This is a genomic window from Prevotella sp. HJM029 (assembly GCF_000599605.1).
Taxonomy (GTDB): Bacteria; Bacteroidota; Bacteroidia; order Bacteroidales; family Bacteroidaceae; genus Prevotella.
In genome coordinates this window covers 76042-90427 of sequence record NZ_KK082668.1, presented here as the reverse complement: position 1 = coordinate 90427, position 14386 = coordinate 76042, and the positions used below count along the sequence as shown (strand labels likewise).

The window sequence follows — 14386 nt, the reverse complement described above, 5'->3', positions numbered from 1 at the left end:
GGTGAGAATGGAATAAGTTGTGGAAACCATCTTTACCGATAGCCACCAGAAGTGCACACCATAGCGCTCTACATCTCAGAACATACCGACGATATAGGGTGCGCCTTGGTGTGCTATTCACCTGGTCTTGATGTGGCATCTCCTCCCTTTTCTTCATCTGTGCCATGCAAACGATTGAGTTGTCGCAACACATAATTAAAGGCTTCCATACCCACTAACACCAAAATGGTTGAGACAGTAGCCAACAAATACATGCCGGCACCACACGCAAGACCGATTGCTGCAGTCACCCATACGCCTGCAGCAGTGGTTAACCCACGTACGGCATTCTTTTGAAAAATGATGGTTCCGGCACCGATGAAACCGATACCCGACACCACTTGCGCTGCAATGCGCGACACATCTAAACGCATATTGGGATCTTTCAAAACGCCCTCAAAACCGAAGGCCGAAACAATCATGAACAAAGCCGAACCTAAAGCCACCAAGAAATGGGTGCGAAGGCCTGCGGCTTTCTCGCGATATTCGCGTTCTAAACCGATGAAACCGCCCAAAAGTGCGGCTACAAAGATGCGTATAATAAATTCTAATGTGAGCATAATCCTGTCTTTTACAATCGTAGTTGCAAACTTACATAAAAAAAAAGAGGCTTGCAACCTCTCACGATATAAATTTAATCAGGGCACAAAGAAGGGGTCAAAACGAGCATATAACCCCACTATAGGATACCCATCATCCCCCATCGGCAGAACATTCCATCCATGGTCATTGCACAATGAGGAGCAAATGGTGGAACAATCTATGCGCTATTGGCTTGCAATCTCTATGAGATTATCGCGCAATATGCACCACTTTGCCGCACAATAGATATGCTTTTGAGGAGCGATTACCTGGCGGCTTGTTTGTGCTATGCCGGCAACAATTTGGCTAACAGGGCTAAAGCTTCGTTTTCATGGGCTTCCATCACTTCGCGTTCGCCGGGTCCTTTGTCGTTGATGCCACAGAGATGAAGGATGCCATGAATGATCACCCGGTGCAATTCGTCGGCATAAGCTTTATGGAACAAGTCGGCATTGGTGCGCACCGTGTCTAAACTAATCACCAAATCGCCACTAATAGTGTCGGCTTCATCGTAATCAAATGTGATGATATCGGTGTAGTAGTCGTGGCTAAGATAGGTGTTATTGACCTCTAAAATCCTGTCGTCGTTGACAAACATATAGCCAATATCGCCAACCTTTCGCCCATGACGGGCGGCAACTTGCCTAATCCATTGGTTGAGAATGCGCTTTTTAAGGTGCGGCATTTTTACACCTTCTGCACTATAGGTAATCATATCCTAAACTTGTTTTTTGTTGTGACTGTCGGCAGGGGTAGCCTGAATATCAGTATTGCGCATGGGCTTGGCCACCCATTTCGATACGTCTTTACCAAAGAATTGCAGTTCGCGCACCATCGTAGAGCTAAGGCTTGAGAGCTGAGGTTCGGCGAAAAGCAACACCGTTTCAACACCACTCAACTGCCGATTGATATCGGCTTGTTCGCGCTCGTATTCGAAATCGCGTACCGAACGCACACCACGCACGATGAAATGGGCACCTTCGCGCGCTGCCATCTCTACGGTGAGGTCGTCATAAGCCTTTACGGCTATAGCCGGATTTCCAGCATAGACCGCCTCAATGGCAGCCACACGTGCATTGATTTCGGCCTGCGTATGTTTGAGTTTGCTCACTGCCACGGCGATAATCAGCTGATCGAACAGGGGCAATGCGCGCGCAACAATCGACTGATGGCCAATGGTGAAAGGGTCGAAAGTGCCTGTGAAAAGTGCTATCCGCTTTGTTGTTTCCATCGTTACAAAATTACAATTTTCTGCGATGGCATGCAAATTTACGTTGCCCTTTCCGCATTTTTCATCAAAAGATGGGAAAGAAGGCCCTTAAAAGGCGTAGCCGATAGTTCAAATCCTTGAATACAAATGAGCCTATGCACGTCTTTTTCATTTCGTTATCTTGCCCATCAAGACCGCATTTCTATGCTGCCTTCATGAAAATAAAGGTGCGCACTCCTACCGATAAGGATTGGAATAGAGCAAACGCTTCCATTGTTTAGGCACAAAAAAGGCGGGAAGCCCGTGTGGACTTCCCGCCTTTTATAGAATCGTCTCCCCCGAAAAGGGAGCACATGTTCTGTTTAATCAGCCAATTTTGCTTTGATAAACTCGCGGTTTAAACGAGCGATATTGGCAATCTTCTCGTTCTTTGGACACACAGCTTCACAGGCACGTGTGTTGGTACAGTTACCAAAACCAAGCTCATCCATGCGCAAAACCATTGCCTTTGCACGCTTAGCGGCCTCGGGTTTACCTTGTGGAAGGAGTGCCAACTGGCTCACTTTTGAGCTGACAAAGAGCATGGCCGAACCATTTTTACATGCAGCTACGCAAGCACCACAGCCAATACAAGTGGCGCAATCCATCGCTTCGTCGGCAGCTTCTTTAGGAATAAGGATGGCATTGGCATCCTGAGCTTGCCCCGTTCTGATGGTAGTATAGCCGCCAGCCTGAATGATTTTATCGAAAGCTGAACGGTCAACCATGCAGTCTTTAATCACCGGAAAGCCGGCAGAACGCCAGGGTTCGACGGTGATAACATCACCCTCGTTGAAACGACGCATATAGAGTTGGCAGGTGGTTGCACCGCGTTCGGTCTTGCCATGCGGCGTACCATTGATGTAAAGTGAGCACATACCGCAGATACCCTCACGGCAGTCGTGGTCGAAAACGAAAGGTTCTTGACCGGCTGCGATAAGTTCTTCGTTGAGAATATCAAGCATCTCGAGGAATGAAGTGTCATCGGGGATGTTCTTCATCTCGTGTGTATCGAAATGACCTTGGTCTTTAGGACCATTCTGTTTCCAATATTTGATTGTGAAAGAAATTGCTTTTGCCATAATCTTTTTACTTCAACTTAGTTCTTATAATTACGTGTTTGTACCTTAATCGCCTCGTATTCGAGGGGCTCTTTGATGAGTTCTGGTGCTGTATTGTCGTTGCCTTGATACTCCCAGCAACCTACATAGAAGAAGTGTTCATCATCACGTTTTGCCTCACCTTCTTCTGTTTGATGCTCTTCGCGGAAGTGACCGCCACAGCTTTCCTCACGATGAAGTGCGTCATAAGCAACCAATTCACCCATTAAAATGAAGTCGCGTAAGTGAATAGCCTTATCTAATTCTACATTCAGACCTTCCTTTTTACCTGGGATAAAGAGGTTGGTGTTGAACTCTTCACGCAGTTCTTTCAACAGCTTTAAGCCGGTTTCGAGTCCTTCTTTGGTGCGTCCCATACCCACATGTTCCCACATGATGTGACCCAACTCTTTGTGAATAGAATCTACAGAACGCTTACCTTGGATGCCCATCAAACGATTTATCTCTTTCTCTACGCCTTCTTCAGCAGCCTGGAACTCTGGAGAATCGGTAGAAACCTTCCCCCAAAGCGACTGGTCGGCTAAGTAGTTCTGAATCGTATAAGGCAGAACAAAGTAACCATCAGCTAAACCTTGCATCAAAGCGGATGCGCCTAAGCGGTTCGCTCCGTGGTCAGAGAAGTTGCATTCTCCAATGGCAAACAATCCAGGAACGGTGGTCATGAGTTCGTAATCAACCCAAATACCACCCATCGTATAGTGGATAGCCGGGAAAATCATCATGGGGTTGTAATACTTCACGCCGTTAATCTCCTTAGCAAACTCGCCCGGATTAACATCGGTAATCTCTTCATACATGTCGAAAAGGTTGCCATAACGCTGAAGAATGGTGTCGATACCGAGACGATTAATAGACTCGGAAAAGTCGAGGAACACGGCTAAACCGGTGTTATTCACGCCATAACCCTTGTCACAACGCTCCTTAGCAGCACGTGAAGCAACGTCACGTGGTACAAGGTTTCCAAATGCAGGATAACGACGTTCCAAATAATAGTCGCGGTCTTCTTCTGGAATATCTGAACCTTTCTTCGTACCTTCTTGCAGAGCTTTGGCATCTTCAAGCTTCTTTGGAACCCAAATACGGCCATCATTACGCAAAGACTCAGACATTAAAGTGAGCTTAGATTGCTTATCACCATGCACTGGAATACAAGTTGGATGGATTTGAACATAAGAAGGATTTGCCATATATGCACCCTTACGATAGCATTGAATAGCCGCCGTACAGTTACATCCCATAGCATTGGTTGACAAGAAATAGGTGTTACCATAGCCGCCTGTTGCGATAACAACGGCATTGGCCGAGAAACGTTCTAACGCACCTGTTACGAGATTCTTAGCGATAATGCCACGTGCATGACCGTCTACAATAACGACATCCTCCATCTCATAACGCGTGAAAAGCTTCACTTTGCCTGCTTGAATCTGTGCACTTAATGAAGAATAAGCACCCAAAAGCAACTGCTGTCCGGTCTGACCTTTAGCATAAAAGGTACGACTTACCTGCGCACCACCAAATGAACGATTGGCCAACATGCCACCATATTCACGTGCAAAAGGTACACCTTGAGCCACACATTGGTCGATAATATCGTTGGATACTTCGGCTAAGCGATAGACATTTGCTTCACGTGCACGATAGTCTCCGCCCTTAACGGTGTCATAAAACAAACGATAAATGGAGTCACCATCGTTTTGATAGTTCTTAGCTGCATTAATTCCGCCTTGCGCTGCAATAGAGTGTGCGCGACGAGGTGAGTCTTGAATACAGAAGTTTAGCACATTAAAGCCCATCTCTCCCAATGAAGCTGCAGCACTGGCACCTGCTAAACCTGTACCAACCACGATGACATCTAACTTTAATTTGTTCTTAGGATTAACCAAACGCTGATGTGCTTTGTAGTTAGTCCATTTCTCTGCAACGGGTCCTGCGGGTATTTTTGAATCTAATATCTTCGTCATAATGATCTTCAATTAAATAATTTCATCTTACCTTATTATATAGATGCCCTTAATGAAGGCTTGGTGCGCATCCAAAAGCAAATGCTAAAACAACAACAAGGAATGCTAACATCAATAAGGTTACATAAACAACACCTATTGTCTTCCAACGGTTAAACCAAACTTTTCCATTCACTCCAATGGTCTGAAGCGCACTCCAAAAGCCATGAGAAAGATGGAACCATAAAGCAACAATCCACAAAATGTAAAGTACAACATAAAGTTTATTGCTGAAAGTAGCTTTAATCAACTCAAAACCATTCGCGGGGTCAATAGCCGTTTCCATACCTGTTAATTCTGCAAACATCATGTTATACCAGAAATTAAACAAGTGAAGAAGCAAACCTAAGCACACGATAAGGCCTAAAACAAGCATGTTTTGACTCGCCCACTCTACAGAGTCTGGTTTAGAAGTCACCGCATAACGCTCTGAACCACGTGCTCTTCGGTTCTGAGCAGTAAGGATAAATGCATAAACAATGTGACACACGGCCAATGCTCCCAATGCAATTGTTGCAACAACAGCATACCAATTAGCACCCAAAAGCTTGCAAATCATGTTGTAAGCATCTCCTGAAAAGAGGGCAACAACATTCATGCTGGCATGGAAAGTCATGAATAGAACAAGCGCAATACCTGTTAAAGACATCACAACTTTTCTACCAATAGATGAATTTATTAACCACATAAATGATTGATTTTTAAATATTTAATGATTGAATTATATCAATTTATTTTACAAAGTTAAGTGCAAAATGTAAAAAATGAAATCCTTTAAATACCTAATTTTAGGTAGGGAACTCTCCTTTTAATGCGATTTATCCCTAAAAATACGGTGCAAAAATACTATATTTTGGTGATAATTCAAAGCAATTCCACAAAAAATCGGATTTTATTTCTTACTTTTGCGAAAAATATTAGAACACAAAATGCACTTCAATTACGACGTGATTGTTATCGGAGGTGGACATGCTGGCGCGGAAGCTGCTACAGCTTCGGCCAACATGGGTGCTAAGACTTGCCTGATAACAATGGACATGAACAAGATAGCTCAAATGAGTTGCAATCCCGCAGTGGGTGGAATTGCCAAGGGACAAATCGTAAGAGAGATCGATGCTTTGGGCGGAAATATGGGACTTATCACGGATAAAACAGCCATACAGTTTCGCATGTTGAATATCGGAAAAGGCCCTGCTGTGTGGAGTCCCCGTGCACAATGCGACCGAGAGAAGTTTATTTGGGCATGGAGAACTACACTTGATGCGACTGAAAATCTCGACATTTGGCAAGATCAAGCCGACGAATTGCTCGTTGAAAACGGTGAAGCTGTGGGTGTAAGAACCATTTGGGGTGCAGAATTCAAAGCCAAAAGCGTAATCATTACCGCAGGAACTTTCCTCAATGGGCTGATGCATATTGGCCGAAAAATGGTGGAAGGCGGTCGCTGTGCAGAACCTTCTGTGCACCATTTCACCGAGAGTATCACCCGTTTTGGCATTCGATCGGCTCGCATGAAAACGGGAACTCCTGTCAGAATTGATAAGCGAAGCGTGCATTTTGAAGCCATGGATGTGCAACAAGGTGATAGCGATTTTCACCAATTTAGTTATATAGGTTCACATAGAATGCTAAGACAATTGCCTTGTTGGACAACCTACACAAATCGCGAAGTGCATGAAACTTTGCAAAAAGGCCTTGCAGATTCTCCTCTTTTCAACGGACAAATTCAAAGCACCGGGCCACGCTATTGTCCTTCGATAGAAACAAAATTGGTGACATTCCCCGATAAAGAGCAGCATCCTTTATTCTTAGAACCTGAAGGAGAAGATACGAATGAAATGTATTTAAATGGCTTTTCATCGAGTATGCCAATGGATATTCAGTTAGAAGCCCTACGCCATATCCCAGCTTTTCGCGACATTAAGATCTACAGACCTGGCTATGCTATTGAGTATGATTACTTCGACCCTACACAATTACAGCAGTCTTTAGAATCAAAAGTCATCGCAGGTTTGTTCTTTGCCGGACAAGTTAACGGCACAACAGGCTATGAAGAAGCCGGTGGTCAAGGCCTTGTTGCGGGAATAAATGCTGCTATTCGTTGCGCAGGCGGACAGCCTTTCGTGATGAAAAGGGACGAAAGTTACATCGGAGTACTCATCGATGATCTCACAACTAAAGGTGTAGACGAACCCTATCGCATGTTTACTTCTCGGGCAGAATATCGCATATTACTCCGCCAAGACGATGCAGATGCGCGCTTAACCGAACGCGCTTATGAATTAGGTATAGCCAAACGTGATCGCTATGACTGGTGGATAGAGAAAAAAGAAGCCATCCAACGTCTCGTTACATTCTGCGAAGAGTTCCCAATTAAAGCGCAAGAAATCAATCCACTCCTTGCAAAGTTTGACACAACACCTTTGCGAGCAGGCTGCAAATTAGCCGACCTTATCGCACGTCCACAACTAAATCTCCAAAATCTTTCAACCATTATCCCGGAACTTAAAGCTGTAATCGAAGCCCCTTTAAATCGAAAAGAAGAGATTATTGAGGCCGCAGAGATTCGCATTAAATATAAAGGTTATATTGAAAGAGAACGTATTATCGCAGACAAAATGCACCGATTGGAACATATAAAGATTAAAAATAGATTCCATTATGACGAACTTCATGAGATTTCTACTGAAGGAAGACAGAAATTATCGGCCATAAATCCTGAAACTTTAGCGCAAGCTAGTCGCATACCTGGCGTATCTCCCAGCGACATCAATGTTCTTTTAGTCCTTTTAGGACGATAATATCCTCACCGTTTGTAACAACATACTTCCTTAAAATAAATGTTTCACATGAAACAATAGTACAAGTAAGGTACTATTCCTCTGGAAGTTAATAATAAAATAGAGAAAAGATTACACGTTCATATCGAACAAAATCAATGCAACAGAATTCTCTATTCTGCAACACAACAATAAAAGAAAGGGCTCATATAATAAGGTATTTAAAGATAACAATCAACTAATAAAGATATGAATAATCAATTATTATTAGACAATCTGCGCTGCATTCCAGATTGGCCTATTAAAGGTGTGAACTTTAGAGATGTCACAACACTATTCAAAAACCCAGAAGCGCTGAAAGAAATCACGCGAGAGATGTGTGCGTTGTATGCTGACAAAGGGATTACTAAAATTGTAGGTATCGAAAGTAGAGGCTTTGTCATGTCCTCTGCCGTAGCCACATCGTTAGGTGCCGGCGTAGTGTTATGCCGAAAACCCGGCAAACTTCCGTGCGAAACAGTGCAAGAAAGCTACGCCAAAGAATATGGCATTGACACCATAGAGATTCACAAAGACGCTATCAACGAAAATGATATCATTCTGCTTCATGACGACCTTTTAGCAACAGGGGGTACCATGAAGGCCGCATGTGATTTGGTAAAGAAGTTCAATCCCAAAAAGATTTATTGCAACTTCATTATCGAATTGGCAAGCGAATTCCCCGAAAGCCGCTCCCGTTTCGACCAAGATATTGAGATAACCTCGCTTTTAAAGTTTTAAAAACAGAATTGCTCGTTTATGTTTCACGTGAAACAAAACGAGCGGTTTCTTCTTTATATAAAGGAGATTCACAGCTATGACCAGAGAAGAAAACGAGAAAAGATTAGCCCGTTTGAAGAATATTGTGCTCAATATGCCCGACAAACCTGGCAGCTATCAGTTCTATGACGAGCAGCATACCATTATATATATAGGAAAAGCCAAGCGACTCAAGGCACGGGTATCTTCCTATTTTCACAAGGAAGTGGATCGCTATAAAACAAAAGTTCTTGTTTCCAAGATACAAGACATTAGCTACACGGTTGTTAATAGCGAAGAGGATGCCCTCCTATTAGAGAACAATCTCATCAAGAAATATAACCCAAGGTACAACGTTCTGCTTAAAGATGGGAAGACCTATCCCAGCATTTGTATCACAAATGAGCACTTTCCACGTATCTTCAAAACGCGTACTATCAACAAACATGCTGGTACTTTTTATGGTCCCTACCCCCATGTTGGGAGCATGAATGCCATCCTCAATATCATCAAACGACTGTATAAACCACGCACTTGCCATCTACTTTTAACCAAAGAAAGCATTCAGCAAGGCCGGTTTAAGCCCTGTTTAGAATATCATCTCCACAATTGTAATGCCCCATGCATCAACAAACAAAGCTACGAAGACTATCAAGAGAATATGAAACAAGCTCGTGAAATTCTCAAAGGCAATAATAGAGCAGTGGCTATGCACTTAGAGAAGCTCATGCTGAAAAATGCAGAACTCCTCAAATTCGAAGCTGCACAAGACTACAAAGAGAAACTCATCTTGTTACAAGATTTCGTCACCAAGAGCGAAGTTGTTAGTCATACCATTGACGATGTAGATGTGTTCTCGATTATAGATGATGACAACAGAAAGAATGCTTACATCAATTACATTCACGTACGCCAAGGAATGATCAACCAAAGTTTCACCTATGAATACAAAAGAAAGTTAGAAGAGAGCGATGAAGAATTGCTTCTCATGGCCATTACCGATATTCGTTCACGCTTCAACAGCCAAGCAAAAGAAATTATTGTGCCTTTTGAAATGAGTTGGAATATCAAAGAAGCCTCCTTCACTATACCGCAAAAAGGTGATAAAAGACATCTCTTAGATCTCTCGGAGATGAATGCCAAACAATATAAATTCGACAGGTTGAAACAAGCAGAGAAGCTCAATCCCGAACAAAAGCAAACGCGATTGATGAAAGAATTACAGAACAAATTGCAATTAGAAAAACTTCCTTTTCACATCGAATGCTTTGATAACAGCAACATTTCTGGCACAGATGCAGTAGCAGGCTGCATTGTTTACAAGCGGATGAAGCCCTCTCGCAAAGATTATCGCAAGTACAACATCAAAACAGTGGTTGGTTCCGACGATTATGCCTCGATGCAAGAGGTCGTCAGACGGCGCTATTCACGCATGATAGAAGAACAAACGCCCCTACCCGACCTCATCATTACCGATGGTGGTAAAGGGCAAATGGAAGTCGTTAGAGCAGTAGTTGAAGACGAACTCCATCTTCATATTCCCATTGCTGGCCTTGCAAAAGACAACCATCACCGCACCAATGAGTTACTCTTTGGCAACCCTCCCGTGGTTGTTGGCTTAGATATCAAGAGTGAACTCTTTCATGTGCTCACCCAAATACAAGACGAAGTGCACCGCTATGCCATCACCTTCCACCGCAACAAACGCTCTAAGCACGCACTACACAGCGAACTTGATGATATTAAAGGACTCGGTCCGAAAGGAAAAGAAGCACTGCTGAAGCAATTAAAAACCATAAACGCGATAAAAGAAGCTGATAATCAAGAGATTAACAAGATATTAGGTAAAGCAAAAGGCAATCTCGTTTACAAACATTTTCATCCTGAAGCCACAGACAATTCATAATAAATTTGTAAATTTGTTGCATGAGAATTGTGATACAACGCTGTGCACAAGCCTCCGTAACCATCCACCATCAAGTTGAGGCTACTATTGAAAAAGGGCTTGTTATCCTATTAGGTATCGAAGAAAGTGACACCCAAGAAGATGCCAACTGGCTGATACACAAAGTTATAAACCTACGTATCTTCGATGATGAGCAAGGTGTTATGAACCGCTCCATACAAGATATTCAAGGCGAAATGCTCGTTGTTTCGCAATTTACACTCTTTGCAAGCTACAAAAAGGGCAACCGTCCGTCGTGGCTTCGCGCCGCCAAACATGAGACAGCCATCCCGCTCTACCAGTACTTTTGCGACGAACTGTCGCTCCAGTTGGGCCAAAAAGTGCAAACAGGCACGTTTGGTGCCGACATGAAAGTGGCACTCATCAACGATGGCCCCATAACGATTTGCATGGATAGCAAGGCAAAAGAATGAACCAAGACGTGCACCTGCCACCGCAACCCACCCTATAATGCAATTTAAAAGCATACAGATTAGTCAACAATACAGCACACTTTCGTGCACAATATAGTGCATTTTACATTACAATATAACCCACTTTTGTAAACTATAAAATGGTGGTGATGAAACAAGACCAAAGCTCTCCCCCTCACAACAACAAGGCATTGAAAGCATTAGTCATCTACCTGCTTGCATTAGCAGCGCTCACTTTGCTCTTCGGTATTGTCTTTGGCTTGCTTTTTCCCCTAAAAACTTTTACATAATGAACGAAGAAATCACCCTCAAAGCGCTGCAAACAGCAGTCGACGAATGGATAAAAACCTATGGCGTTCGCTATTTTAACGAGCTCACCAACATGGCTTGTCTCACCGAAGAAGTGGGTGAACTGGCCCGTGTTATTGCCCGAACCTATGGCGAACAGAGCTTCAAACCGGGCGAAAAGCCCAACCTTGGTGAGGAGATGGCCGATGTGTTGTGGGTGCTTGTGTGCTTAGCCAATCAAACAGGCATCGATCTTTCGGCCGAAATACGCAAGAGTTTTGCCAAAAAGACGCAACGCGACCACGACAGACACCAGCAAAATGAGAAATTAAAATGATAAATATCCACCCAAAAATCAATTTATTAAAATGAAAACAATCCTTCCTATCAGCGAGTCAACTCGCAGTGACGACACACAAAGCAAATATGAAGAGATGCTCAAGTTGTACGACACTCAAGTTAACGATGCCGATGTTCAGGCCGCCGTTGCACAGATTGTGGCCGAGAAAGTGCCACAAAACAACACGCACGAGGTAAAGAAATTCCTCTTGGGCAGTATCGAACTCACCACCCTTAGCACCACCGACACCGAAGAAAAGGTGCTTCAAATGGTCGAAAAAGTTAATCAATTCGACCGCGATTACCCCGATCTTCCCCATGTAGCCGCGATCTGCGTCTATCCTGTTTTCACCGAATTGGTGAGCAATAGCCTCGAAGTCGACGGCGTAGCTATCACCAATGTCTCGGGCAACTTCCCCTCATCGCAAGCCCGAATGGAAGTGAAAGTGGCTGAAACGCAATTAGCCATTGCCGATGGGGCTACCGAAATTGACATTGTTATGCCTGTAGGTAAGTTCTTAAGTGAAGATTATGAGGGCGTTTGCGATGATATTAACGAACTCAAACAAGCGTGTGGCGACGTACCCATGAAAGTGATTTTGGAGACAGGCGACTTAGAAAATGACAGCAACATCATGAAGGCTGCGCTGCTTTCGATGTATGCCGGTGCCGATTATATCAAGACTTCTACGGGTAAAGAGAAGGTAAGTGCCACGCCAGAAGCGGCGTATGTGATGTGTCAAGCCATCAAAGCCTACTACGAAAAAACAGGCATACAGATAGGTTTTAAGCCCGCTGGCGGCATTAACTCGGTCATGGACGCCATCGCCTACTACACGATTGTAAAAGAGGTTCTGGGCGAAAAATGGCTCACCAATCAATGGTTTCGCATGGGAACCAGCCGTTTGACCAACTTGTTGCTCAGTGAAATCCTCGGCAAAGAAACCAAATTCTTCTAAAAAACAACGCGAAACGCTCCGCTTTCTTATCATAGAGAGGCGGGCGTTTCTGCTATATACAACCATGCTCTCCCCCACCCTTCAACCCAATCCACTACAATGAAGAAGAAGGTCTATATAACATCGTTAATCTAAATAACGGAATTGGTATCGATGAATGATGATTTGCATTATAGATACCGATGATGATTGCATAGAACCCATCAACATTACAACGTTTCAAACCATTAAGAAATTGGACTATAACTTCAAAGAAATCAAATAAAAATGATACATCATAAAACATATAAACGTATGAAAAAGATTGCAATCCTCCTGCTCATCATGGCATGTGCAACAATAAGTGTCTATGCACAAGACATTCAAATCACTATAAAATTCATAGCAACAACCAACATCCGCCAACAAAACAATGGCAAACTCAGCCTGGACGATGCCCAAAATAGGCCCATTATCACCGATATTGACTCTATTTTCCCAACCCGTAATGTTTTCTATCACGTCATCAAGAACGGCAAACATGGCATCTATTACAAAAGCGGAAAGCAATGTATTCCCATAGAATATGATGAGATAGACGAGATAAAAGCAAGCTACTACGCCTCCCAAAACGACTATTGGCTTGTAAGAAAAGGAAAGAATGTAGGTCTTTACAGCCATGATGGCAATCAAATCCTCCCTCCAATCTACCTATATATTGAACAGAAAAGAGTAGATACATCACAAGAGACAGATTATTTCATTGTCAAAAAAGAACACTACGGAATCTGTGATGCAAAAGGAAATATCGTTGTAGCACCCATATATGCGTATATCACTTATACGAATGGATTCTGGACACTTAGAAAAGAAACACCCTGTGACTATATATTCAACGATAAAGACATTGTAAAAGGAATCACCATCAATCAAACTAAGGGTCCCATCTACTACGACTACAAACACTCAGCCTCAGATTATAGCTTCGAAAAGGATGGATTATGGGGAGTTATTAATAGTAAAGGACTGACTATTATTAAGCCACAATACGAAAAAGAACTGCTAATTATGAATAATCTTAACAATAATCGACAAGTTTATTTCATTGCCTGTCAAAACAGATGTTACGGTATGATAGACATTGATAACAACATCATTCTGCCTTTTTCATATAAAAGTATAAAACAAATCGACGATAACGGCATCGTTAAATTAGACGATATACAAGGCAAGCAAAAGCTGTTCAGCATGAAGAAAATGCAGATGCTTACCAACTCTTCCTACGACAAAGTCCAGGTGTTCCCTTCTTATTGTATCCTCGAAAAGGATGGATTAAAAGCCTTCTTTGATGCGGATGAAGAAAAAATTTTACTTCCATTAGCATACGAATCAATAACGACCAACATGTATAAAAGCACCTTTATTGTTTCAAAAGGGAAGAAATTTGGTATTGTTAACCGTGAAAATAAAACCCTTGTTCCTTTTGAATATGATAACATTTCCTCAACACCAAACGACAGTCTATTTATTGTCGAAAAGGAAAATGAGCAAGGTGTTATCGATTTGAATAACGACATACGCATCAAATTAAAGCCATGCAAAATTAAGACGTTCTTTAATCGCCTTGAAATCAGAGAGCTAACTACCGATACCATCATCCAGAAATTGGATTATAACCTCAAAGAAATCAAATAAAAAATTAGGCGTTTGGAAATTAACTCGGTACGGGCTATGCCCCAATATGCATCACTTTACACACTAATATGATGCAAATTACAAGGTAATTTGGTGCACTTTATAAACTAATTCAGCACATATTACCAAGCAATATGTGCTGAAGGGGGTATCCATTCACACCAAATATGGGTTAAAC

General features: G+C 42.7%; 14 protein-coding genes. 8 read left to right on the top strand and 6 right to left on the bottom strand.

Features of this window, described 5'->3' with window-relative positions:
- Positions 1-113: 113 nt before the first annotated feature.
- The 6 genes from X919_RS15200 to X919_RS0109135 all read right to left on the bottom strand — a co-directional run bounded on the left by X919_RS15200 (position 114) and on the right by X919_RS0109135 (position 5679).
- Positions 114-599 (bottom strand): MgtC/SapB family protein, encoded by a 486-nt coding sequence (locus X919_RS15200; protein WP_036917763.1) that lies wholly within the window; start codon positions 597-599, stop codon positions 114-116.
- Between the two features lie 308 nt (positions 600-907).
- Positions 908-1336: an rRNA maturation RNase YbeY gene (gene ybeY / locus X919_RS0109155; protein ID WP_028899853.1), complete on the bottom strand. Its 429-nt coding sequence runs from the start codon at positions 1334-1336 to the stop codon at positions 908-910.
- A 3-nt stretch (positions 1337-1339) separates the two neighbouring features.
- Positions 1340-1852, bottom strand: a complete 513-nt coding sequence (coaD, locus tag X919_RS0109150; protein WP_028899852.1) for a pantetheine-phosphate adenylyltransferase — start codon at positions 1850-1852, stop codon at positions 1340-1342.
- 341 nt (positions 1853-2193) lie between these two features.
- The gene (locus X919_RS0109145) at positions 2194-2952 is read right to left on the bottom strand and encodes a succinate dehydrogenase/fumarate reductase iron-sulfur subunit (RefSeq protein ID WP_004380527.1); all 759 of its coding nucleotides are present in this window, start codon (positions 2950-2952) and stop codon (positions 2194-2196) included.
- Positions 2953-2969: 17 nt separating this feature from the next.
- On the bottom strand, positions 2970-4952 hold the full coding sequence (locus X919_RS0109140) for a fumarate reductase/succinate dehydrogenase flavoprotein subunit (protein WP_028899851.1): 1983 nt from the start codon (positions 4950-4952) through the stop codon (positions 2970-2972).
- 49 nt (positions 4953-5001) lie between these two features.
- Positions 5002-5679 (bottom strand): fumarate reductase, encoded by a 678-nt coding sequence (locus tag X919_RS0109135; RefSeq protein WP_028899850.1) that lies wholly within the window; start codon positions 5677-5679, stop codon positions 5002-5004.
- 241 nt (positions 5680-5920) lie between these two features.
- On the opposite strand from X919_RS0109135, the gene mnmG reads away from it, so the two are divergent.
- The 8 genes from mnmG (at position 5921) to X919_RS0109090 (ending at position 14208) form a co-directional block, all read left to right on the top strand.
- Positions 5921-7792 carry a tRNA uridine-5-carboxymethylaminomethyl(34) synthesis enzyme MnmG gene (gene mnmG, locus X919_RS0109130; protein WP_028899849.1) on the top strand — a complete coding sequence of 624 codons (1872 nt, stop codon included), beginning with the start codon at positions 5921-5923 and terminating at the stop codon, positions 7790-7792.
- A 228-nt stretch (positions 7793-8020) separates the two neighbouring features.
- Positions 8021-8551, top strand: a complete 531-nt coding sequence (locus tag X919_RS0109125) for an adenine phosphoribosyltransferase (RefSeq protein WP_028899848.1) — start codon at positions 8021-8023, stop codon at positions 8549-8551.
- Between the two features lie 76 nt (positions 8552-8627).
- On the top strand, positions 8628-10475 hold the full coding sequence (gene uvrC / locus X919_RS0109120; RefSeq protein WP_028899847.1) for an excinuclease ABC subunit UvrC: 1848 nt from the start codon (positions 8628-8630) through the stop codon (positions 10473-10475).
- Positions 10476-10495: 20 nt separating this feature from the next.
- A complete protein-coding gene (gene dtd, locus X919_RS0109115) occupies positions 10496-10948 on the top strand; it encodes a D-aminoacyl-tRNA deacylase (protein ID WP_028899846.1) in 453 nt (150 codons plus the stop codon).
- Positions 10949-11097: 149 nt separating this feature from the next.
- The gene (locus X919_RS16630; protein WP_155949707.1) at positions 11098-11238 is read left to right on the top strand and encodes a hypothetical protein; all 141 of its coding nucleotides are present in this window, start codon (positions 11098-11100) and stop codon (positions 11236-11238) included.
- Positions 11239-11249: 11 nt separating this feature from the next.
- Positions 11250-11573, top strand: coding sequence for a nucleotide pyrophosphohydrolase (locus tag X919_RS0109105; RefSeq protein ID WP_028899845.1), 324 nt, complete (start codon positions 11250-11252; stop codon positions 11571-11573).
- 31 nt (positions 11574-11604) lie between these two features.
- The gene (deoC, locus tag X919_RS0109100) at positions 11605-12534 is read left to right on the top strand and encodes a deoxyribose-phosphate aldolase (RefSeq protein ID WP_036917759.1); all 930 of its coding nucleotides are present in this window, start codon (positions 11605-11607) and stop codon (positions 12532-12534) included.
- Between the two features lie 294 nt (positions 12535-12828).
- Complete coding sequence (locus X919_RS0109090; RefSeq protein WP_028899843.1) at positions 12829-14208, top strand: WG repeat-containing protein; 1380 nt, start codon at positions 12829-12831, stop codon at positions 14206-14208.
- Positions 14209-14386 lie beyond the last annotated feature (178 nt).

Coding starts and splice junctions, on each gene's coding strand:
- X919_RS15200 (WP_036917763.1), bottom strand. CDS start 599: ATGCTCACATTAGAATTTATTATACGCATCTTTGTAGCCGCACTTTTG.
- ybeY (WP_028899853.1), bottom strand. CDS start 1,336: ATGATTACCTATAGTGCAGAAGGTGTAAAAATGCCGCACCTTAAAAAG.
- coaD (WP_028899852.1), bottom strand. CDS start 1,852: ATGGAAACAACAAAGCGGATAGCACTTTTCACAGGCACTTTCGACCCT.
- X919_RS0109145 (WP_004380527.1), bottom strand. CDS start 2,952: ATGGCAAAAGCAATTTCTTTCACAATCAAATATTGGAAACAGAATGGT.
- X919_RS0109140 (WP_028899851.1), bottom strand. CDS start 4,952: ATGACGAAGATATTAGATTCAAAAATACCCGCAGGACCCGTTGCAGAG.
- X919_RS0109135 (WP_028899850.1), bottom strand. CDS start 5,679: ATGTGGTTAATAAATTCATCTATTGGTAGAAAAGTTGTGATGTCTTTA.
- mnmG (WP_028899849.1), top strand. CDS start 5,921: ATGCACTTCAATTACGACGTGATTGTTATCGGAGGTGGACATGCTGGC.
- X919_RS0109125 (WP_028899848.1), top strand. CDS start 8,021: ATGAATAATCAATTATTATTAGACAATCTGCGCTGCATTCCAGATTGG.
- uvrC (WP_028899847.1), top strand. CDS start 8,628: ATGACCAGAGAAGAAAACGAGAAAAGATTAGCCCGTTTGAAGAATATT.
- dtd (WP_028899846.1), top strand. CDS start 10,496: ATGAGAATTGTGATACAACGCTGTGCACAAGCCTCCGTAACCATCCAC.
- X919_RS16630 (WP_155949707.1), top strand. CDS start 11,098: ATGAAACAAGACCAAAGCTCTCCCCCTCACAACAACAAGGCATTGAAA.
- deoC (WP_036917759.1), top strand. CDS start 11,605: ATGAAAACAATCCTTCCTATCAGCGAGTCAACTCGCAGTGACGACACA.
- X919_RS0109090 (WP_028899843.1), top strand. CDS start 12,829: ATGAAAAAGATTGCAATCCTCCTGCTCATCATGGCATGTGCAACAATA.